Source organism: Halomonas sp. SCS19, from assembly GCF_040147015.1.
GTDB classification, from domain to species: domain Bacteria; phylum Pseudomonadota; class Gammaproteobacteria; order Pseudomonadales; family Halomonadaceae; genus Halomonas; species Halomonas litopenaei.
In genome coordinates, this window is sequence record NZ_JAMSHN010000001.1 from 207,263 (window position 1) to 226,584 (window position 19,322).

Annotated in this window: 20 protein-coding genes and 1 other RNA gene; 5 read left to right on the forward strand and 16 right to left on the reverse strand. The window is 65.0% G+C overall.

Going from position 1 to position 19,322, the window contains the following annotated elements:
• Nucleotides 1-5 precede the first annotated feature (5 nt).
• The 7 genes from NFH97_RS00840 to rsmI form a co-directional block, all read right to left on the reverse strand.
• Complete coding sequence (locus NFH97_RS00840) at nt 6-1,409, reverse strand: UDP-N-acetylmuramoyl-tripeptide--D-alanyl-D-alanine ligase (RefSeq protein WP_349624230.1); 1,404 nt, start codon at nt 1,407-1,409, stop codon at nt 6-8.
• The gene (locus NFH97_RS00845) at nt 1,406-2,914 is read right to left on the reverse strand and encodes a UDP-N-acetylmuramoyl-L-alanyl-D-glutamate--2,6-diaminopimelate ligase (RefSeq protein ID WP_349624231.1); all 1,509 of its coding nucleotides are present in this window, start codon (nt 2,912-2,914) and stop codon (nt 1,406-1,408) included. Before NFH97_RS00845 ends, NFH97_RS00840 begins: the two co-directional genes overlap by 4 nt.
• Nucleotides 2,915-2,937: 23 nt before the next feature.
• A complete protein-coding gene (locus NFH97_RS00850; RefSeq protein ID WP_349624233.1) occupies nt 2,938-4,662 on the reverse strand; it encodes a peptidoglycan D,D-transpeptidase FtsI family protein in 1,725 nt (574 codons plus the stop codon).
• Complete coding sequence (ftsL, locus tag NFH97_RS00855; RefSeq protein ID WP_052704393.1) at nt 4,659-4,982, reverse strand: cell division protein FtsL; 324 nt, start codon at nt 4,980-4,982, stop codon at nt 4,659-4,661. Before ftsL ends, NFH97_RS00850 begins: the two co-directional genes overlap by 4 nt.
• A gap of 9 nt (nt 4,983-4,991) precedes the next feature.
• Nucleotides 4,992-5,948 carry a 16S rRNA (cytosine(1402)-N(4))-methyltransferase RsmH gene (rsmH, locus tag NFH97_RS00860; protein ID WP_349624234.1) on the reverse strand — a complete coding sequence of 319 codons (957 nt, stop codon included), beginning with the start codon at nt 5,946-5,948 and terminating at the stop codon, nt 4,992-4,994.
• Between the two features lie 142 nt (nt 5,949-6,090).
• Nucleotides 6,091-6,442: RNase P RNA component class A (rnpB, locus tag NFH97_RS00865), an RNA gene on the reverse strand.
• 275 nt (nt 6,443-6,717) lie between these two features.
• Nucleotides 6,718-7,572 carry a 16S rRNA (cytidine(1402)-2'-O)-methyltransferase gene (gene rsmI / locus NFH97_RS00870; RefSeq protein WP_349624235.1) on the reverse strand — a complete coding sequence of 285 codons (855 nt, stop codon included), beginning with the start codon at nt 7,570-7,572 and terminating at the stop codon, nt 6,718-6,720.
• 46 nt (nt 7,573-7,618) lie between these two features.
• On the opposite strand from rsmI, the gene NFH97_RS00875 reads away from it, so the two are divergent.
• Genes NFH97_RS00875 through NFH97_RS00890 form a run of 4 tightly spaced genes read left to right on the forward strand, consistent with a single transcriptional unit; the run spans nt 7,619 to nt 10,963 of the window.
• Nucleotides 7,619-9,373: a penicillin-binding protein activator gene (locus tag NFH97_RS00875; RefSeq protein ID WP_349624237.1), complete on the forward strand. Its 1,755-nt coding sequence runs from the start codon at nt 7,619-7,621 to the stop codon at nt 9,371-9,373.
• Nucleotides 9,360-9,734, forward strand: coding sequence for a YraN family protein (locus NFH97_RS00880; RefSeq protein WP_108132657.1), 375 nt, complete (start codon nt 9,360-9,362; stop codon nt 9,732-9,734). Before NFH97_RS00875 ends, NFH97_RS00880 begins: the two co-directional genes overlap by 14 nt.
• Before the next feature lie 43 nt (nt 9,735-9,777).
• Complete coding sequence (locus tag NFH97_RS00885) at nt 9,778-10,371, forward strand: phosphoheptose isomerase (protein WP_045993370.1); 594 nt, start codon at nt 9,778-9,780, stop codon at nt 10,369-10,371.
• A gap of 1 nt (nt 10,372) precedes the next feature.
• A complete protein-coding gene (locus NFH97_RS00890; protein ID WP_108132656.1) occupies nt 10,373-10,963 on the forward strand; it encodes a BON domain-containing protein in 591 nt (196 codons plus the stop codon).
• A 204-nt stretch (nt 10,964-11,167) separates the two neighbouring features.
• On the opposite strand, the gene NFH97_RS00895 is transcribed toward NFH97_RS00890, so the two are convergent.
• From NFH97_RS00895 to zapE, 8 genes are all read right to left on the reverse strand, one after another.
• Complete coding sequence (locus tag NFH97_RS00895; RefSeq protein ID WP_045993368.1) at nt 11,168-11,674, reverse strand: ClpXP protease specificity-enhancing factor; 507 nt, start codon at nt 11,672-11,674, stop codon at nt 11,168-11,170.
• 91 nt (nt 11,675-11,765) lie between these two features.
• Nucleotides 11,766-12,392 (reverse strand): stringent starvation protein SspA, encoded by a 627-nt coding sequence (sspA, locus tag NFH97_RS00900; RefSeq protein WP_045993367.1) that lies wholly within the window; start codon nt 12,390-12,392, stop codon nt 11,766-11,768.
• 177 nt (nt 12,393-12,569) lie between these two features.
• A complete protein-coding gene (locus NFH97_RS00905; RefSeq protein WP_045993366.1) occupies nt 12,570-13,340 on the reverse strand; it encodes a cytochrome c1 in 771 nt (256 codons plus the stop codon).
• Nucleotides 13,340-14,599 carry a cytochrome b gene (locus tag NFH97_RS00910; RefSeq protein ID WP_045993365.1) on the reverse strand — a complete coding sequence of 420 codons (1,260 nt, stop codon included), beginning with the start codon at nt 14,597-14,599 and terminating at the stop codon, nt 13,340-13,342. Before NFH97_RS00910 ends, NFH97_RS00905 begins: the two co-directional genes overlap by 1 nt.
• Nucleotides 14,599-15,198: a ubiquinol-cytochrome c reductase iron-sulfur subunit gene (gene petA / locus NFH97_RS00915; RefSeq protein WP_045993364.1), complete on the reverse strand. Its 600-nt coding sequence runs from the start codon at nt 15,196-15,198 to the stop codon at nt 14,599-14,601. The genes NFH97_RS00910 and petA overlap by 1 nt, the downstream gene beginning before the upstream one ends.
• Nucleotides 15,199-15,571: 373 nt before the next feature.
• Entirely contained in the window at nt 15,572-15,961 is a 390-nt protein-coding gene (gene rpsI, locus NFH97_RS00920) for a 30S ribosomal protein S9 (protein WP_045993363.1), read from the reverse strand.
• Nucleotides 15,962-15,974: 13 nt separating this feature from the next.
• The gene (rplM, locus tag NFH97_RS00925; RefSeq protein WP_045993422.1) at nt 15,975-16,403 is read right to left on the reverse strand and encodes a 50S ribosomal protein L13; all 429 of its coding nucleotides are present in this window, start codon (nt 16,401-16,403) and stop codon (nt 15,975-15,977) included.
• Nucleotides 16,404-16,624: 221 nt separating this feature from the next.
• Entirely contained in the window at nt 16,625-17,791 is a 1,167-nt protein-coding gene (gene zapE / locus NFH97_RS00930) for a cell division protein ZapE (RefSeq protein WP_045993362.1), read from the reverse strand.
• A 227-nt stretch (nt 17,792-18,018) separates the two neighbouring features.
• Here zapE and NFH97_RS00935 point away from each other — a divergent pair, with 227 nt between their 5' ends.
• Entirely contained in the window at nt 18,019-18,462 is a 444-nt protein-coding gene (locus NFH97_RS00935) for a Z-ring associated ZapG family protein (protein ID WP_052704392.1), read from the forward strand.
• 81 nt (nt 18,463-18,543) lie between these two features.
• Here NFH97_RS00935 and NFH97_RS00940 read toward each other — a convergent pair whose 3' ends face one another.
• Nucleotides 18,544-19,305, reverse strand: a complete 762-nt coding sequence (locus tag NFH97_RS00940) for a Nif3-like dinuclear metal center hexameric protein (protein WP_349624238.1) — start codon at nt 19,303-19,305, stop codon at nt 18,544-18,546.
• Nucleotides 19,306-19,322: the final 17 nt, after the last annotated feature.

Here is a 19,322-nt window from a genome sequence, read left to right on the forward strand (position 1 = left end):
CAGGTTCACCTTGAAACATCCGGCCGCAAGGCCGCCACGACGCCTTCCATCCCCGCGGCGCGGGAGCCCTTGACCAGCACGCTGGCCGCCTCGGGCAGATGTTGACGCACATGGCGGACCATCGCCGCCTGATCAGAAAAATGGTACCCGCCTTCGCCGAAGGCTCGGGCGGCGGTCTCGGCCGCCTCGCCCAGAGTACCGAGAAATGTGATGCCGCGTTCCCGCGCGTAGCGTCCGATCTCTGCGTGCAGATCGGCAGACGCTTCGCCCAGCTCTCCCATGGCGCCGAGCAGGCACCAGTGCGGGCCGGGCAGTCCCAGCAGGGCGTCGATGGCCGCCTTCATCGCCCCCGGGTTGGCATTGTAGGTATCATCGAGCAGCCGCGCACCGCGTAACCCCTCCTCCACGGTCAGGCGTCCCGGCGTCGGCACCACCTCGCCGAGTCCCGCCACCACGTCGGCGGCGGGCAGTCCCATGGCCAGCGCCCCTGCCGCAGCCGCCAGGGCATTGGACACGTTGTGACGACCCATCAGCGGCAACTCGACACGCCCCAGCACCTGAGCGTCGAAAGTCAGCGTGAAAGCATAGCGCCCGAGCGTATCGCAGACCAGTTCCCCGGCATGGAGTCGCGCCTCGGGCGTCAGTCCGAAATCGATCACCTCACGGGGCGACGCCAGGCGCTGCCACAGCGAGAAGTAGCGATCGTCACGGTTGAGTACGGCGACGCCCTCGGGGCCGAGTCCGCCGAGAATCTCACCCTTGGCCTGGGCGATGCGCCCCATGCCACCGAACTCGCCGACGTGGGCCCCGGTGACATTGGTGATGATGGCGACCTGGGGTTCGGCCAGCGCTACCGTCCAGGCGATCTCGCCCAGGTGGTTGGCGCCGAGTTCCACCACGGCTCTCTGGTGATCCGAGGCAAGCGCCAGCAGCGTCAAGGGCGCTCCGATATCGTTGTTGAGGTTGCCGTGGGTGGCGAGGGTCTCGCCCTGACGAGCCAGCAATGTCGCCAGCATCTGCTTGACCGTGGTCTTGCCACTGTTGCCGGTCACCGCCACCAGCGGACCACCCCAGGCCCGGCGCCGCTCACGGGCCAGCAGCCCCAGCGCCATGCGGGTATCGCCCACCACCAGCTGGGGCAAGGGGTCGTCCACCGGGTGCTCGACCACCGCCGCCACGGCACCGCCTTCGCGGGCCTTGGCAATAAAGTCATGGGCATCGAAGCGCTCGCCCTTCAAGGCCACGAACAGCGTGTCCGCCGCCACCCGACGGGTGTCGGTGACGATGGCGGCTATCGGCGAGATGGCGGCTATCGGCGAGTTGGCAAGCCCCTGAACGCCACCGCCCTCTTCATCGACACCCAGCGCACGGCACACCGACCCCAGCGACGCGAGCCCTGGCGCGCTCATTGGTCCCGCCCCTGTCGACGCTGGTCCAAGGCGACTTCGGCCTCGGCCAGGTCGGAGAAGTCGTGGCGCACGCCCTGAATCTCCTGGTAGGCCTCGTGTCCCTTGCCGGCGATCAGAATCACGTCATCGGCGCTCGCCTCGGCGATGGTACGGGCGATGGCGTCACCGCGACCGGCGATGTCCCATGCCTGCTGGCGGGCCTGGCCCTCCAGCCCCGCGAGCATCGTCTGGCGAATGGCGTCCGGGTCCTCGCTTCTGGGGTTGTCGTCGGTGATCACCAGTCGATCGGCCTGGCCTGCGGCCGCCTGGGCCATCAGCGGGCGCTTGCCGCTATCGCGATCACCGCCGCAGCCGACCAGGCACCACAGCGCCCCGCGTCCGGGCAGGTGGGCGCGAAGCGCCGCCAGGGCGTTGTCCAGCGCATCCGGCGTGTGGGCGTAGTCGATCACCACGGTGGGAGCCCCGGGCCGCGTCAACGCCTGCATCCGTCCCGGCACCGGCGTCAGGGTCGCGGCGGCAGTCACCAGCTCGTCGATGCCGACACCCAGACCGTAGAGGGTGGCCATGGCCAGCAGGACGTTGTCGAGATTGAAGCGACCAAGCAGCGGCAGCACCACCACCTTCTCGCCTTCCGGCGTGGCGATCAGCGCACGCTGCCCACCGACGTCGGGCTCGACATCCAGCACCCTGAGCGAGACGGCATCGTCTTCACCACAGGCCAGCACCCGGGTGCCCTCGCCGATGCCCGCCAGCATCAGCCGAGCCAGGGGATCGTCGCCGTTGACCACGGCCAGGCTGATCTCCGGGCGCTTGAACAGCTTCGCCTTGGAGGCGGCGTAGGCGATCATGCTGCCGTGATAGTCGAGGTGGTCGCGGCTCAGGTTGGTAAACACCGCGGCAGTAAAGCGACAGCCCGCCACCCGATCCTGCTCCAGGGCGTGACTGGAAACTTCCATGGCTACCCGAGTGATGCCCTGGTCGGCGAGCTCACCCAGCTGGCGTTGCAGCGCCAGTGGCTCGGGGGTGGTCAGCATGCCCTGGGTCAAGGCACCCGGGCGGCCGTGACCCAGGGTACCGATCAGGCCACAGTCGCTGCCCGTGGCGCGGGACAGCTCGGCAATATAGTGGGTCACCGAGCTCTTGCCGTTGGTGCCGGTGACACCGATCAGCTCGAGCCCATCAGGCACCTGATACAGGGTGCGCGCGAGCTCGCCGAGTCGGGCGCGCAGCCCGGGCAGCCACAGCACGCGACCATCGACCCGCGGCGGGGCGTCTTGCGGACCTTCCGCCAGCACCAGGCAGGCGCCGGCATCCAGTGCCTTGTCGATGTAGTCGCGGCCATCGGCGGCGACGCCGGGGATCGCGACAAAGGTCGCGCCGGGCGACACCTCGCGGCTGTCGGTAGTGAGCCAGGTCGCCATCTCGCCGGCGACCGCGGCGTTCGGCGCAAGCTCACTCCAGAACTGGGTCAGCACGTCGTCAAGACGCGCCAGGGATAGGGTCATGGCGGATTCCGTCGCCTTCTGCGTCATGGGCTGTCGCCCTCCTGTTCGGGGCGATCCGGCGGTACGTCGAGGATGCGCAGGGCACTGCCCGCCACCCGCGAGAACACCGGGGCAGCGATGGCGCCGCCGTAGTAGGCGTCGCCCCGGGGATGGTCGATCATTACTACGGTGATGATGCGTGGATCGGAGACCGGGGTAATCCCGACAAACAACGACCGGTAGGCGTTCTGCTCGTAGCCCCCGCTGCCGCTCTTGCGCACGGTGCCGGTCTTGCCGGCCACACTGTAGCCGGGCACCAGCGCGCGTCGGGCGCCGGTGCCTGGTGCCACCACCTCATCCATCATGGCCAGGACGCGGTCGGCGACCTCGGGCTCGATGACCGGCTCGCCCTGGGCGGCGCGGTTGAGGCGCAGCAGTGACGGCGGCAGGCGTTCGCCATGATTGGCGATGGAGGTATAGGCACTGGCCAGCTGCAAGGCGGTGACCGACAGACCGTAACCGTAGGACAGCGCGGCCCACTGACTGCTCGACCACACCGCCGGCGCCGGCATGTTGCCGGTGGCCTCTCCGGGGAAGCCGGTGCCCGGGGCCTGGCCGAAGCCCAGCGCGCGGTAGCGATCTGGCACCACCGGGTCGTCGAGCTGTAGGGTCAGCTTGGCCATGCCGATGTTCGAGGACTTGCGCAGGATCCCGGCCAGGGTCAGCTCGCCATTGTTGGAGACGTCGCGGATGGTGTAGCGGTCGATTCGCATCCAGCCTGGCGACGTATCCACCACGGTGTCACGTGGAAAGCGACCGGTCTCGAGCAGCGCCGACATGGCCAGCGGCTTCATCACCGAGCCCGGTTCGAACACGTCGACCATGGCCCGGTTGCGCAGCCCCTGGGGGTCCAGGCCGGCGCGATTATTGGGGTTGTAGGAGGGCTGGTTGGCCATCGCCAGGACCTCGCCGCTGCGCGCGTCCATCATCACCAGTACGCCGCCGTCGGCGTCGTTTTCATCCACGGCAGCCTTGATCTCACGGTAGGCCATGTACTGCAGGCGCTGGTCGATGGACAGCGTCAGGTTGCCGCCTGGCTCTGCCTCCTGCAGCACCTCCAGGTCGCGCACCAGACGTCCACGGCGGTCCTTGAGCACGCGGCGCTTGCCGGGCTCACCGGACAGGTAGGATTGATAGGCCAGCTCCAGTCCTTCCTGGCCCTGGTCATCGACGTTGGTGACCCCCAGCAGCTGGGCGGTCACCTCGCCGGCAGGATAGTAGCGCTTGTACTCTTCCCGGGCGTGGACGCCAGGCACCCGCAGCTTGAGAACTTCTTCGGCCTGGGCCGGGGTCATGCGCCGACGCAGGTACATGAATTCCCGTTCGCTGTAGCGGTCGATACGCTCGTTGAGGGCATCGAGGTCCTGGCCCAGCGCCTGGGCCAGGCGCAACCGCTGGATGTCGTCAGCGGGCAGGTCCTGGGGGTTGGCCCAAAGCGTCACCACAGGGGTCGAGATCGCCAGCGGTTCGCCGTGACGATCGGTGATCATGCCCCGGTGGGCGGGGATCGGATCGGTTCTGAGGGTACGGGCGTCCCCCTGCACCTGAAGAAAGTTGCGATCGATGACGTGAAGATCGACGATCCGCCCGGCCAGCAGACCCAGGCCCAGCAGGATCAGCGTCATCATCACCACGTAGCGCGCCCGCCCCATCGGTTCCATCGGCGGCGGGCGGCGAGGTGTCACGCCCCGGGGAAGTTCCGCGGTCATGGCGTGATCACCTCGATGTCATGGATATCGGGCAGCCGCATCTCCAGACGCTCCACCGCCAGGCGTTCGACACGCGACGGCGTCGACCAGGCGCTCTCCTCCAGCAGCAACTGCCCCCACTCCGTCTGCAACTGCTGCTGTTCACGCTCCAGCTCCTGGAGCCGAGCATACTGCTGGCGAGTCTGGTGACTGACGCTGATCACCGCCAGCGCCGACACCAGGCATGCCAGCAGCAGCGCCACCACCAGCAAAAGGCGTGGCGACATGGTGCGCGGCAGCGGCCAGCCAAAGGCGTTGATATCCAGTCGTCCTTGAGCCATGGAAGGTCCTCAGTAGCGCTTGCGCGCCATGCGCATGACGGCGCTGCGGGAGCGTGGATTGGCCTCGACCTCTTCGGCGCTGGCCTTCATCGCCTTGCCCAGTGACTCCAGCCGTCGCGCGATCTGATCGTCGCGTAGCGGTATACCCCGGGGCACCTGGGTATCGCCCTTGACGTGATCGCGGATAAATCGCTTCACCCGTCGATCCTCCAGCGAGTGGAAGCTGATCACCACCAGATGCCCCCCGGGCGCCAGTGCCTCCAGCGCGGCTTCCAGCGCCTGATCGAGCTGATCGAGCTCACCGTTGATCTCGATACGCATGGCCTGGAACACGCGAGTGGCGGGATGCTTGGCCTTCTCCCAGGCGGGATGGGCGGCCTTGACCACCTCGGCAAGATCGGCCGTACGGGTGAAAGGCCGTTCCTGGCGCCGAGCGATGATGGCCCGCGCCAGCCGACGAGCGTAGCGCTCCTCGCCGTAACGCTTGAACACCGAAGCCATCTCGGCCTCGCCCACACGCGCAATCCACTGGGCCGCGCTCTCGCCCTGGGTCGGGTCCATGCGCATGTCCAGCGGGCCGTCGCGCAGAAAGCTGAAACCGCGATCGGGATCGTCAAGCTGAGGCGAGGACACGCCAATGTCGAGCAGGATACCGGACAGCTTGCCATCCAGGCCGTGATCGCGGGCGACCTCTCTCAGCCGCGCAAACTCGGCACGTTCGATGGTAAAGCGTGGGTCATCGATGCTGGCCGCCTCGGCGATCGCCTGGGGGTCGCGATCAAGGGCCAGCAGGCCGCCGTCTTGTGCAAGGCGGGAAAGGATGGCGCGGGAATGACCGCCTCGTCCGAAGGTGCCATCCAGATATACGCCGGCGGGATCATGCACCAGGGCGTCGACGGCACCGTCGAGCAGGACGCTTTCATGAGCGAAGCCGCGCACGGAGGATTCAGGGGAAGGTGACGGCATGCGGGTCTCGTTCGACGGCGGTGTTCCTACGCGCGGCCAGCCGTCAGCGCCGTCAGCGGTGGAAAACCCTCACGCCACTGGACTCCTGGCCGCACAAACTAGTGATCGCGCCGCTCGAGCCAGGCCCGAGCGCGCAAGAAAAATGGGGAGTCGGCCGATAAGCCGGGTTCTGTCGAGGACAGTCATTCCTCTAGGAGCAGTGTCACCACTACCCTCAAGCAACCTACCCGAACCCAGCGCGGGCCACGCCAACGGGTTCCTATTTGGTCTTGCTCCGAGTGGGGTTTACCGTGCCACGCACTGTTGCCAGGCGCGCGGTGCGCTCTTACCGCACCCTTTCACCCTTGCCGGCCTCCCGAGGGAGACGTAGGCGGTCTACTCTCTGCTGCACTTTCCGTCGGCTCACGCCGCCCAGGGGTTACCTGGCACTCCGCCCTATGGAGCCCGGACTTTCCTCCCCCGCATCAAGCGGCGGCGACTGTCTGGCCAACTCCCGCGGCAAGCATACCAGTGCCCTGCCACCCCCTCAATCCCCGCCTTGCCGTGACGGGCCTGGGACAACCCCCAGCCTCTTCAGGCGATCGATCCCGATGCCCTCTCGACGCCCTCAATCCCCGCCTTGCCGTGGCGGGCCTGGGACAACCCCCAGCCTCTTCAGGCGATCGCTCCTGATGCCCTCTCGACACCCTCTCGACACCCTCTCGACGCCCCCAATCCCCGCCTTGCAGCGACGATCACAGGGCGTCCTCCAGTGCACCAGCGGCTGGATTCAATCGGCGTCCTTCAACGCCTGTGCCTGGGCGTACCACTGCTTCTTCGGACCGCCGAGCACGCGCGCGGCCACGGCCGCGGCCTGCTTGACCCCCACCCCTTCGGCCAGCAGCGCGCGCAGCAGCGCTTCATCATCCACCGCTCGCTGGTCCGGTGCCGGCCCCGAGGCCCCGGCCACCATCACCACGAATTCGCCACGTGCCTGATCAGGGTCAGACTCCATCAGTGTCAGCAGCTCCGCGGCGCTGCCGTCGAGGAAGGTCTCGAAGGTCTTGGTCAACTCACGCCCGAGCACCACTCTGCGCTCGCCCAGTACGGCGGCCAGATCGGACAGGGTGTCGCGGATACGATGGGGAGACTCGTAACAGACCTGGGTGAAGGGCGAATTCCTCCAGGCCTCGATGCGCGCTCGCCGCCCCGCACCCTTGGCCGGCAGGAAGCCATGAAAACTGAAATGATCGGTAGGCAGCCCGGCGGCACACAGCGCAGTGACCAGGGCGCAGGGACCGGGGATCGGCACCACCCGAAAACCCGCCGCCCTGAGCTCACGCACCACGACGTAGCCGGGATCGCTGATCAAGGGAGTCCCGGCATCACTGATCAGCGCCACGTCGTCGCCCTGGGCAAGCCGCTGCATGAGCGTCTCGACTCGGGACGCCTCGTTATGGTCGTGCACGGAAATCATCGCCGGCGACAGACCGAGATGACGCATCAGGCGGGCACTGTGGCGGGTATCCTCCGCCGCGACCAACGCCACCTGGCCCAGCACCTGGGCGGCGCGGGGACTGAGATCTTCCAGATTCCCAATTGGCGTGGCGACCACGTACAATGAACCAGCTTTCGCTTCTGACATCTTGGCTCCCTGGGCTGCCATCCGGAACACGGACAAGGAAGGATTCATGAGGACTTTGACTCGCGGCCCCGTGGCCGCCGCTGTACTGGCCATCACGCTGGCCGGCTGCAGCTTCACGCCGAGCATCGTACAGCGGGCCATGGACGACGACCCGGACCAACTACTGGCGCAAGCCGCCCAGCAACAAGGCGCCGAAGCCGCGCAGACCCGGCTGAGGGCGGCCGACATCCTAGCACGCTCCGGACGCCGCCCCCAGGCACTGGAAGTCCTCAACAGCCTGGACGACAGCCAGCTCTCCGGCGACAGCCGGCTTCAGTGGGCACTGCTGCTGTCCGAACTGGGGGACAGTGAGGGCGATCCCCAGGCGGTCGTCAGAGCCGCCAGCGTGCTCGACGAGATGCAGCTGCCCAACGACGAAGCCAATCTGCTGCGCCTGCGCCAGGGGCTGGCGCTGGGCCAGCTGGGCGAACCACTCGAGTCGGCTCGCCTGCTGATGCAGGTGCAGAGCGCCACCGGCCGCGAGGACATCAACGACGCCATCTGGGACCAGTTGAGCGCACTCAACGGCCGCCAGCTCGAGGCACTTGAAGAGCCCGGCAATGCCATCGTCACCGGCTGGCTCGAGCTGACCCGCCTGGTCAACCAGAGCGGCGGTGACATCCAGAGGCTATTCGCTCGTCTCGATGACTGGCGCGTGGCCAATCCGGACCACCCCGCCAACCGTCGCCTGCCTACCCAGATCACCCAGTTGCGTGAACTGCGTGGCAAGAGCGTGCAGAGCATCGCGGTGCTGCTGCCCGAGTCGGGCCCGCTTTCCGGCGTCGCCGACGCCATCGAAAAGGGAATTCGCAGCCACCAGGCCAATGTGGTCAACGGCGGCGGAAACGGGGCCCAGCTCAGCTTCTTCGACGCCTCCAACGGCAATCTCGACGAACTCTATCAGCAGGCCCAGAGCAGCGGCGCCCAGGTGGTCATCGGCCCGCTGGACAAGAGCGACGTGACCCGTCTCGAAAGCCGCGCCGAGGTGCCCCTGCCGACCCTGGCGCTGAACTACGGCCAGTCCGCCTCAAACCAGACCAAGAACCTCTACGAGTACGGCCTGTCGGCAGAAGACGAAGCCCGCCAGGCGGCCCGCCGCGGCTGGCAGGACGGCCACCGCAGCGCCTCCATGCTGGTACCCGACAACGACTGGGGTCAGCGGGTCGGCGAGGCCTTCTGGAACACCTGGAGCGAACTGGGCGGCGATATTGCCACGGCGGTGCGCTACAACCCCGGCGCCTCGGCCACCGACAGCACTCGCCGCGCCATCAGCAACCCGCGTCCGGACATGCTGTTCCTGCTGGCCCTGCCGGACTTCGCCCGCCAGGTGCCGCCGACACTGGAATACTATTCGGCCTCCGATCTGCCGGTGTACGCCACTTCTCACCTCTACGAAGGCACCCCTCAGTCGCGCCTGGACCGCGACCTCGACGGCGTGCAGTTCCCTGATATTCCCTGGAACATTCCCGACGCCGCCGTGGGCGGTGCCGAGGCTCTCCCCTTCTACGACACCTATCGAGAGCTCAAGGCCGAGGACAAGCCAGCCATCTTCCGCCTGATGGCGATGGGCGTCGACGCCTACGAACTGGCACGCCGCATGCCGCAGATCCAGGCACTGCCGGGTTCACGCATGCAGGGCGCTACCGGCACCCTGAGCGCCGCCGGCGATGGCCGCATCTACCGCGAACTGCCATGGGCGCAGTTCAGCAGCGGCGTGCCGGCACCCGTGTTCAGTGACGGCCTCGGTGATGCGGCGCCCTGACGCCATAGACGCCGTCGCCCGCGGCCAGGCCATCGAGCGTCACGCCGAGGCCTGGCTGTGCCAGCGTGGACTGATAGCGATCTCGCGCAACCAGCGCGCCAAGGGAGGCGAGATCGATCTGGTGATGCGTGACGGCGAGACCCTGGTGTTCGTCGAAGTGCGCCACCGCCGCAGCATCCGCCACGGCCATCCTGCAGAAACAATCACCATCACCAAACAACGCCGCCTGATCCAGGCGGCGCGTTTTTATCTCCACCGCAACGGGCTATCATGTCCTTGCCGCTTCGATGTCCTGGCCGTTACCGGCTCGTCACCGAGCCTCGACATCCAGTGGATCGCCGGTGCATTCGAAGCAAACTGACACAGCGGGCTCCCGGCGAGCCCCCATGGACCAGGAAGGCAGCATGGATTTCCAAAGCCGAATTCTCGGACAGTTCAACGACAGTATCGACACCAAGACCTACGCCAGCGAAGTGCTTCCACCGTTCATCGAGGTCGCGAGCCAGATGATGGTCCAGAGCCTGGTCACCGACGGCAAGATTCTCGCCTGTGGCAACGGCGGCAGCGCCGGCGACAGCCAGCACTTCTCCTCCGAACTGCTCAATCGCTTCGAGCGCGAGCGCCCCAGTCTGCCGGCCCTGGCCTTGACCACCGACACCTCGACGTTGACCTCCATCGCCAACGATTACAGCTACAACGAGGTGTTCTCCAAGCAGGTGCGCGCCCTGGGCCAGCCTGGCGACGTGCTGCTGGCGATTTCCACCAGCGGCAACTCGGCCAATGTCATCCAGGCCATCCAGGCCGCTCATGACCGTGACATGACGGTGGTGGCCCTGACTGGACGGGACGGCGGCAACATGGCCTCCCTGCTGGGACAGGACGATTGCGAGATCAGGGTGCCGGCTACCTCCACGGCCCGTATTCAGGAGGTTCACCTGCTGGTGATCCACTGCCTGTGTGACCTTATCGACGAACAACTCTTTGGTGCGAGTGAATAACATGACGCAACGCGATTCCCGTTCGACACGCCCCCTGATGACCGCCCTGCTGCTGTCCGCCCTGCTGGCCGGCTGCACCACCGTAACCTCGGTGACCAACCCCGGCACCATCGACGAGGATTACGGCGAACGCACCCTGGGCGCGACCGTCGAGGACGAGAGCATCGAGACCAAGGCCGCCCACAACCTGGGACGCGTCGATGCACGCCTGAAGGACGCCAGGATCAACGTCGACAGCTACAACGGCGTGGTACTGCTGACCGGCCAGGTCCCCAGCGAAGAGCTCAAGCAGCGCGCCGAAGAGATCGTCAGCCAGGTGCGCAACGTTCGCCGGGTCCACAATGAACTCAGCGTGGCGGCCAACCTGCCCACCAGTCAGCGCCTCAACGACGCCTGGCTGGACACCAAGGCACGTACCGCCCTCGCCACCAGCGATCAGGTCGACTCTGGCCGCATCACCGTGGTCACCGAGAACGCTACCGTCTACCTGATGGGCCTGGTCACCCACGCCGAGGCCGACCGTGCGGTCAATGTGGTATCCAACGCCGGCGGCATGGAGCGTATCGTCAAGGTATTCGACTACATCGACTGATGGCGACAGGCGCGCCCTCGCAAGACGGCGCGTCCCTCAAGCGCAAAAGATGCACAAAAAAGCGGCGAGCCTGAGGGCTCGCCGCTTTTTTGAGATACTGCTTGTGAAGAGATCACGCTCGTGAAGAGGTCCCGCTTTTCCAGCAGATCAAGCCGACGACAGCTCGCCGCCGACCACCTTTCGAGCGGGATGCGCCCGATGGCCTTACTTGATCACCCTGAGGGATGGACGCCCCTTGCGAGGCGGCTTGGACCTCTCGACACCTTCATCCACGCCATCGCCGCCATCGGACTCACCGCCTGCGTCCTCATCGGAAGCGGCAGGAGACTCCTCCTCTGACGAATCCTTGACGCTCTCCAGGGCCGGCGCATCGACGTCGTTGGCCTCTTCGACGGGAAGCTCAGGCTCGTGACCAAAGACCATGCCGACGCCGTTCTCGCGGGCGTACAGGGCAATCAGTGCAGGCAGCGGTACAAACAGCAACTCCGACTTGCCACTGAAGCGCGCCGAGAAACGAATCACGTCGTTGCCCATGTCCAGATCACGCACGGCGGTAGGGCCAAGGTTCAGCACGATCTGGCCGTTCTGCACGAACTGCCTGGGAACCTCGACGTTCTCGTACTCCGCATCGACGACGATATACGGCGTCAATTCATTATCCAGCAGCCACTCGTACAGCGCCCTGGCCAGGTAGGGACGGCTCGACTTCATGATATGGCCCTCTTGGTTGGCGAATGGGAACTCGGGCGACTCCGGTGGCGACCGGACACACACGGCTCAGGCATTCCGTTCAAGCAAAACATCAGGGACGAATTTCGCGCTCGGCCTCGGACAGCGCAGCACGGAAGCCATCACGGGCGAACACGCGCTCCATGTAGCCCATCAGCGGCCGTACCTGCTTCTCGGGCAGCTCGATATTGAGCGCTGGAAGACGCCACAGGATCGGCGCAAGGCAGCAGTCCACCAGGGTGAACTCCTCGCTCATGAAGAAGGGCATGTCCTCGAAGATCGGCGAGATACCGATCAGGCTTTCACGCAGCTCCTTGCGCGCCTTGTCGGCTTCCTTCTTGCTGCCGGACAGGATGCGATCGACCATCGGGCACCACTCGCGCTCGATACGATGCATCCACAGTCGGCTCTGGGCACGCGCGACAGGATAGACCGGCAGCAACGGCGGGTGCGGGAAACGCTCGTCCAGATACTCCATCATGACCTTGGACTCGTAGAGCACCAGGTCACGATCCAACAGCGTGGGGACACTGTTGTAAGGGTTCAGGTCCGCCAACTCCTCGGGATGCTTGTCGTCGGTCACCTCGACAATATCCACGGCCACGCCCTTCTCAGCCAGCACGATCCGTACACGATGGCTGAAATGGTCCTCGCCACCGGAGTAGAAGATCATCGACGACCGCTTGGCCACTACACCCATGAAACAATCCTCGCATCAGTTCAAGCCGGGATGATAACACGACAACCCCCTTCTCGGGGGGGCATCAGGGGCACATCTTTGCTCCCGCAGCGGGTCCGCCCGGGCGCAACGATGATACCAGAAAAGGCAACGGGCGCGTGGTCATCGACCCCGCGCCCGCCATGGTGGACCAATCGGTCAGTGAATGTCTCGCCAGTACTCGCGCTTGAGGAAGTAGGCGATGATGCCAAACAGCAGGATGAAGATCAGCACCTTCGGTCCCAGCGCCTGGGCATGCAGCTTGGACGGCTCGCCCACGTAGGCCAGGAAGTTGGTCAGATCATACACCGCCTGCTCGAACTCCTTGGGCTCCATGCTGCCCGGCGACGTCACCTGCAGGGTCTCGCAGGACTGGTACTTGCCGGTCAGCGGATCGAGTTCGGCGTCACCGACCGCATGGTCGGAGGCTGCACAGACCTTCTCCTGCACCCCCTGCAGCGGCTCGAGCACGTTGGGCATCCCCACCGCCGGGAACACCACATTGTTGACCCCGGTGGCACGCTCGCTGTCACGATAGAAGCTCAGCAGATAGCTGTAGATCCAGTCGGTTCCGCGCAGTCTGGCCTCCAGGGTCAGATCCGGCGGCGCCTTGCCGAACCATACCTCGGCATCCTCGGCGCTCATCGCCTTGTGCATCTGGTCGTTGTACCCCAGTTCCGGCGAGAAGATCAGATTGTCCTCGACCAGATCCTGGGGCATCCCCAGATCCTCGGCCGCGCGGGAGAAACGCTGGTACTCCAGGGAATGACAGCCCATGCAGTAGTTGACGTAGAGCTTCATCCCGTTCTGCAGCGAGGCCTGGTTCTCCAGATCCGGCGACATGCTGCGCAGGTGCACCCCCTCGCCGCCCGCGGCGAAGGAGCAAAGCGGGACCAGCGCGAAGAGCAGTGCGAACAGTTGCTTTTTCATTAGCCAGTCACCCTTTCAGGAACGGGTTTGGTCTTCTCCAGCCGCGTATAGATGGGCATCAACACGAAGAAGGCGAAGTAGATCACGGTGCAGATCTGGGCCAGCAGTGTCCTGGCGCCGGTCGGCGGCAGCACCCCGAGCACCCCGAGGATGACAAAGCTGATCGCGAACAGCACCAGCATCACCTTGGAGATCCAGCCCTTGTAGCGCATGGAGCGCACCGGAGAGCGGTCGAGCCAGGGCAGCACGAACAGCACCGCGATGGCCGCCCCCATGAAGATGACCCCGAGGAACTTGGCGTCCAGCCCAAACAGCGAGAAGGTGATGGCGCGCAGGATCGCGTAGAAGGGCGTGAAGTACCACACCGGGGCGATATGATCCGGCGTCTTCAGCGGGTTGGCCGGCTCGAAGTTGGGCTTCTCGAGGAAGTAGCCGCCGCCTTCGGGGAAGTAGAAGATCACCGCGCAGAACACGAACAGGAACACCGCCACTCCGACGATATCCTTCACCGTGTAGTACGGATGGAAGGGAATGCCGTCCAGCGGCTTGCCGGTCTCGTCCTTCTTGGCCTTGATATCGATGCCATCGGGATTGTTGGACCCCACCTCGTGCAAGGCAATGATGTGCAACACCACCAGCGCCAGGATCACGATAGGCAGCGCCACCACGTGCAGGGCAAAGAAGCGGTTCAGCGTGATCCCGGAGATCAGATAGTCACCGCGCACCCACTGGGCCAGGTCGGGACCGATACTCGGGATGGCGGAGAACAGCGAGATGATGACTTGGGCACCCCAGTAGGACATCTGTCCCCAGGGCAGCAGATAGCCCATGAAGGCTTCGGCCATCAGCGCCAGGTAGATCGCCATGCCGAAGATCCACACCAGCTCACGCGGCGCCTTGTAGGAGCCATAGAGCAGGCCGCGGAACATGTGCAGGTAGACCACCAGGAAGAACGCCGAGGCGCCGGTGGAGTGCATGTAGCGGATCAGCCAGCCGTACTCGACATCACGCATGATGTACTCGACGGAGGCGAAGGCACCCTCGGCGCTGGGGTTGAAGCTCATGGTCAGCCAGACACCGGTGAGGATCTGATTGACCAGCACCAGCAGCGCCAGGGAGCCGAAGAAGTACCAGAAGTTGAAGTTCTTGGGCGCGTAGTACTCGGACAGATGCTCCTGCCACATCTGGGTGGCGGGGAAGCGATCATCGACCCAGCGCATGAAACCGCGTTCGGCCTTGGCCTTGTTGGGATTCGCCATTATGCGCCCTCCCCGTCTTCGCCGACCACGATGACCGACTCGTTGACAAAGTAGTAGGGTGGAACTTCCAGGTTCACCGGAGCGGGCACATTGCGAAACACCCTGCCCGCCAGGTCGAAGCGCGAACCATGGCACGGGCAGAAGAAGCCACCGGGCCAGTCATCGACACCGACGCCTTCGGCGTTGGGCTCCGGCTTGAACAGCGGTGAACAGCCCAGATGCGTACAGATGCCGACCAGCACACCGATCTCGGGCCGAATGGAGCGCAGCGAACCGCCGGCATAGTCCGGCTGCATCGGCTTGGCGGAATCCGGGTCTGCCAGCACCTCGTCGGTCAACGCCTCGGTACGTTCGATCATCTCCGGCGTGCGATTGATGACCCATACAGGACGGCCCCGCCACTCGACGGTCATTCGCTGCCCGGGTTCGAGCTTCGAAATATCCGCCTGAACGGGCGCACCCGCCGCCCGAGCCCTGGCACTAGGCTGCCAGGAAGCCACAAAGGGTACCGCTACCCCGACGGCGCCGACTGCTCCAACTACGGAGGTCGCCCCTACGAGGAAACGGCGTCGCCCTTTGTTCACGCCGTTGTCTGCCATGATCTGGTTTCTCCCATCAGACTTTATCCGTTGTTGTTTTCACGGCCCCTTGAATGTCCGTGACCACGGATACAAGTGGATTGTATGTTAGGAAATCCCCCCCACCGGCACAAGAAGCCGGCTGACCCAGACCCCCTGCGCAAGCCCCAGACAATTGACGTGGAACAACTTTATACCACTGTGCCTGTTCGCCTTGAGGGACAGGGCGGCTCAAAAGGCATAGACGATGACAGATTAACGAGGGAAACAAGCGCCGCCAGGCGACCCGATGATCCCCACCACCAGAGCACTACAGCACACAATTTTTCGAACCCCGGACACGACAACGCCCGGGCCAATGGCCCGGGCGTTGTTGATCGGCAAGCGTGGGTGATTAACGCTTGGAGAACTGCGGGCGACGACGCGCCTTGCGCAGACCGACCTTCTTACGCTCGACTTCACGTGCGTCACGAGTGACGTAGCCGGCAGCACGCAGCGGCTGACGGAAGTCCTCGTTGTACTGCATCAGGGCACGGGTGATGCCGTGACGAATGGCGCCGGCCTGGGCGCTGCCGCCGCCACCCTTGACGGTGACATAGACGTCGAACTGGCCGAGGGTCTCGGTCAGTTCCAGCGGCTGGCGAACCACCATGCGGCCAGTCACGCGACCGAAGTATTCGTTCAGGTCACGGCTGTTGACGGTGATCTTGCCGGTGCCCGGCTTGAGGAAGACGCGCGCGGTTGAGGTCTTGCGGCGCCCGGTACCGTAATACTGCTGTGTCATGGCGAAGATCCCCTCAGATGTTCAGTTCTTGCGGCTGCTGGGCAGCGTGCGGATGTTCGGAACCGGCGTAGACCTTGAGCTTGGCGTGCATGGCACGGCCCAGCGGACCCTTCGGCAGCATGCCCTTGACGGCACCTTCGATGACACGCTCGGGAGCGTGGTCGATCAGCTGGCTGAAGGTCATGGAACGCAGGCCACCCGGGTAACCGGTGTGACGATGGTACATCTTGTCGCTGGCCTTGTTGCCGGTGACCTTAACCTTCTCGGCATTGATCACGACGATGTAGTCGCCGGTATCAACGTGAGGAGTGTATTCCGGCTTGTGCTTGCCACGCAGGCGGCGAGCAATTTCGGTAGCCAGACGACCGAGCGTCTTGTCCGCGGCATCGACGACATACCAGTCGCGCTGGACGGACTGCGGCTTAGCACTGAACGTCTTCATGGATGAAATCACCAATTCGATGTGTTGGATCCCTTTCGTCGTGTTGTGGACACCCGACAGGTGTTCAGCGAGACCACGCCGCGAAGAGATCATCCCTATTTTTCTTGGTTGCGCGGCACCCGGAAATCCGGACGATGCCGCCACAACGGTCGAGCGAGCGCGCATTCTACATGAGCGAAAGCGTGCCGTCACCCCCTCGGACACACGCAATCACCGTCGGCTCAAGGCTTGTGGGGCAGCGCCAGGTACTCCCGGGACTGCATCTCCTGAAGCCTGGACAGAGTGCGCTCGAACTCGAACTCCAGCTTGCCACCCTCATAGAGCGCCTCTGCCGGCGCTTCGGCGGACATCAACAGCTTGACGCCACGGTCGTAGAACTCGTCGACCATGTTGATGAAGCGCCTGGCCTGATCGTCGGTGGCGGCGTCCATGCGCCGCACACAGGACACCAGGACCGTGTGGAACTCGCGAGCCAGCTCGATGTAGTCGTTCTGACTGCGCGGCCCGTCGCACAGCTCGAGAAAGTCGAACCAGACCACGTCCTCGTGCAGTCGACGCGCCTTGAGGATGCGATGGTTGATCTCCACCGGCACCTGCTCTTCCCCCGCCTGACCGGCGATCTCGCGAAAGCTGCGCTCGAGCTCCTGATCCGCCGCCTCGTCCAGCGGCGAATGGAAGATCTCGGCGCGCTCCAGCGCCCGCAGTCGATAGTCGACGCCGGAATCGACGTTGACCACCTCACAGTGGCGCTTGAGCAGATCGATGGCCGGCAGAAAGCGAGAGCGCTGCAGGCCATCCTTGTACAGATCGTCCGGCACGATGTTGGAGGTGGCGACCAGCACCACACCGCGCTCGAACAACGCCTCGAGCAGATTGGCCAGAATCATGGCATCGGTGATGTCCTTGACGAAGAATTCGTCAAAACAGATCACCCTCGCCTCCTCGGCAAACTTGCCGGCGATCAGCCGGAGCGGGTTCTTCTCGCCCTTGCAGTGATCCAGCTCGTTGTGGACACGCTGCATGAAGCGATGGAAATGGGTGCGCATCTTCTGGGGAAACGGCAGCGCTTCGTAGAAGGTGTCGACCAGGTAGGTCTTGCCACGACCGACGCCGCCCCAGAAATAGAGCCCGGAGATGGCTGGCAGCGCCGGCTCCTGCTCTTCCTCCTTGCGCCCGAACAGGCCCTTCACCTTCGACGCCCAGCCGTCGCGCGCCGCCGCCGGCGCCTTGGCCTTGGGCGCTGCCACCAGCTCGTCATACAGTCGCTGCAGATGCGCCACGGCATTGGCCTGGGCGGCATCCTCCGTGAAATCATCACGTTGGAGGTCGCGCCGGTAGCGTTCCAGCGGAGTTTCTGGCCGACCACTGCTCGACGGGGAAGAGCTCATGTAGCGTCCTGACTGTCAACAAGTTCGGAGCCGCATTATACGCAGACCACACAGGAATGGCAGGTCCCAGGCCGCGACCGGCAACAGCGCATCACGCCAGCACGACAAGGGAGGCCCCAGGCCATTGACCCTTTATGAGCCAACGCCTCTATAATGGGCCGTCGGCCAGGCCGTCGGCCAGGCCGGCGGCGGCCGCGGGTCGTCCGAAAGAGCTCAGGGAGAACTACGTGGAACCAAGCAACTTCAACATGATCCTGGCGGCGGCTTGCCTGGTGGCCGGAATTGGACTCGGCGCACTGGGCTACCACCTGCTCAACGGCGGCGCACGCAGTGCCCAAAGGCTGCGCCTCAAGCTGACCGAACGGGAACGCCAGCTGACCGAGTGGAAAGACGGTGTCGACGACCACCTGCAACAGATGGACGACCTGGCCCGGCAGGTCTGCGATGACGCCCTCACCCTGCAGCGCCAACTTCACGAGTCGGCGCGCCAGCTTGGCAGCAAGGCCATCGGCGGCGAGGTGACACCGCCCAGCGAACCCGGCGAGACCAGCGATGATATCGCCATTCCGCGGGACTACGCCGACGGCAACCGCGGCACCCTGTCAGAGGACTTCGGTCTGCGCCAGGCCAATGACGACCAGAACGCAGAACCGCGCCCGCCACGTTACTGACCACCCCGCCATGACAGAGCCCGCACACTGGTGCGGGCTCTGGCGTTGGCAGCGACACAAGCGGTCGATGGCGCTTGCTGCTCAGGCAGGGTTGTCGATGTCGACGAAGCGGTGCTCGACACCAAAGCGCTGCGCCAGCCATTCCCCCAACGCCTGGACGCCGTAGCGCTCGGTGGCGTGATGACCCGCTGCCAGATAGTGGATCCCCATCTCCCGCGCCAGGTGGGTTGTGCGCTCGGATATCTCGCCCGAAACGAACACCTCGGCACCGGCCTCGGCGGCCGGGATGATCATGTCCTGAGCGCCGCCGGTACACCAGGCGATTCGACTCACCGCGTCGGTACCAGGCGCCTCGATCACCAACGGCTCGCGTGCCAGCGACGCTCCTACCTGGGCAGCCAGCTCGGCAACGCCCATTGGCCTTTCCAGCCGACCGTGCCACAGAAGCCCTTCGCCCATGGGCGCGTCCAGCGTTCCCTCCACCGTCCACCCCAGGAGCTGCGCCAGGGTCGCATTGTTGCCAAGCTCGGGATGGGCGTCCAATGGCAGGTGGTAGGCCAGCAGGTTGATGTCGTTGGCCAGCAGAGTCGACAGCCGCCGGCGCTTCATGCCGGTAACCGCCACCGGCTCGTTCTTCCAGAAGTAGCCGTGGTGCACCAGCACCAGATCGGCCTGCCAGCGCACCGCCTCGTCAAGCAGCGCCTGACAGGCGGTGACGCCGGAGAGCACACGGGTGACCGTGCGTGCGCCCTCCACCTGCAGCCCGTTCTCGGTGTAGTCCTTGAAGCGCCGGGCCTCCAGCAGCTGCTCGCAGGCCGATACCAGTTCGTCGCGGTCTATCATGAGATCTCCTGAAATAG

Excerpts from the sequence above, each read along its gene's own strand:
- NFH97_RS00840 (WP_349624230.1), bottom strand. The coding sequence starts at position 1,409 with ATGAGCGCGCCAGGGCTCGCGTCGCTGGGGTCGGTGTGCCGTGCGCTG.
- NFH97_RS00845 (WP_349624231.1), bottom strand. The coding sequence starts at position 2,914 with ATGACCCTATCCCTGGCGCGTCTTGACGACGTGCTGACCCAGTTCTGG.
- NFH97_RS00850 (WP_349624233.1), bottom strand. The coding sequence starts at position 4,662 with ATGACCGCGGAACTTCCCCGGGGCGTGACACCTCGCCGCCCGCCGCCG.
- ftsL (WP_052704393.1), bottom strand. The coding sequence starts at position 4,982 with ATGGCTCAAGGACGACTGGATATCAACGCCTTTGGCTGGCCGCTGCCG.
- rsmH (WP_349624234.1), bottom strand. The coding sequence starts at position 5,948 with ATGCCGTCACCTTCCCCTGAATCCTCCGTGCGCGGCTTCGCTCATGAA.
- rsmI (WP_349624235.1), bottom strand. The coding sequence starts at position 7,572 with ATGTCAGAAGCGAAAGCTGGTTCATTGTACGTGGTCGCCACGCCAATT.
- NFH97_RS00875 (WP_349624237.1), top strand. The coding sequence starts at position 7,619 with ATGAGGACTTTGACTCGCGGCCCCGTGGCCGCCGCTGTACTGGCCATC.
- NFH97_RS00880 (WP_108132657.1), top strand. The coding sequence starts at position 9,360 with ATGCGGCGCCCTGACGCCATAGACGCCGTCGCCCGCGGCCAGGCCATC.
- NFH97_RS00885 (WP_045993370.1), top strand. The coding sequence starts at position 9,778 with ATGGATTTCCAAAGCCGAATTCTCGGACAGTTCAACGACAGTATCGAC.
- NFH97_RS00890 (WP_108132656.1), top strand. The coding sequence starts at position 10,373 with ATGACGCAACGCGATTCCCGTTCGACACGCCCCCTGATGACCGCCCTG.
- NFH97_RS00895 (WP_045993368.1), bottom strand. The coding sequence starts at position 11,674 with ATGAAGTCGAGCCGTCCCTACCTGGCCAGGGCGCTGTACGAGTGGCTG.
- sspA (WP_045993367.1), bottom strand. The coding sequence starts at position 12,392 with ATGGGTGTAGTGGCCAAGCGGTCGTCGATGATCTTCTACTCCGGTGGC.
- NFH97_RS00905 (WP_045993366.1), bottom strand. The coding sequence starts at position 13,340 with ATGAAAAAGCAACTGTTCGCACTGCTCTTCGCGCTGGTCCCGCTTTGC.
- NFH97_RS00910 (WP_045993365.1), bottom strand. The coding sequence starts at position 14,599 with ATGGCGAATCCCAACAAGGCCAAGGCCGAACGCGGTTTCATGCGCTGG.
- petA (WP_045993364.1), bottom strand. The coding sequence starts at position 15,198 with ATGGCAGACAACGGCGTGAACAAAGGGCGACGCCGTTTCCTCGTAGGG.
- rpsI (WP_045993363.1), bottom strand. The coding sequence starts at position 15,961 with ATGACACAGCAGTATTACGGTACCGGGCGCCGCAAGACCTCAACCGCG.
- rplM (WP_045993422.1), bottom strand. The coding sequence starts at position 16,403 with ATGAAGACGTTCAGTGCTAAGCCGCAGTCCGTCCAGCGCGACTGGTAT.
- zapE (WP_045993362.1), bottom strand. The coding sequence starts at position 17,791 with ATGAGCTCTTCCCCGTCGAGCAGTGGTCGGCCAGAAACTCCGCTGGAA.
- NFH97_RS00940 (WP_349624238.1), bottom strand. The coding sequence starts at position 19,305 with ATGATAGACCGCGACGAACTGGTATCGGCCTGCGAGCAGCTGCTGGAG.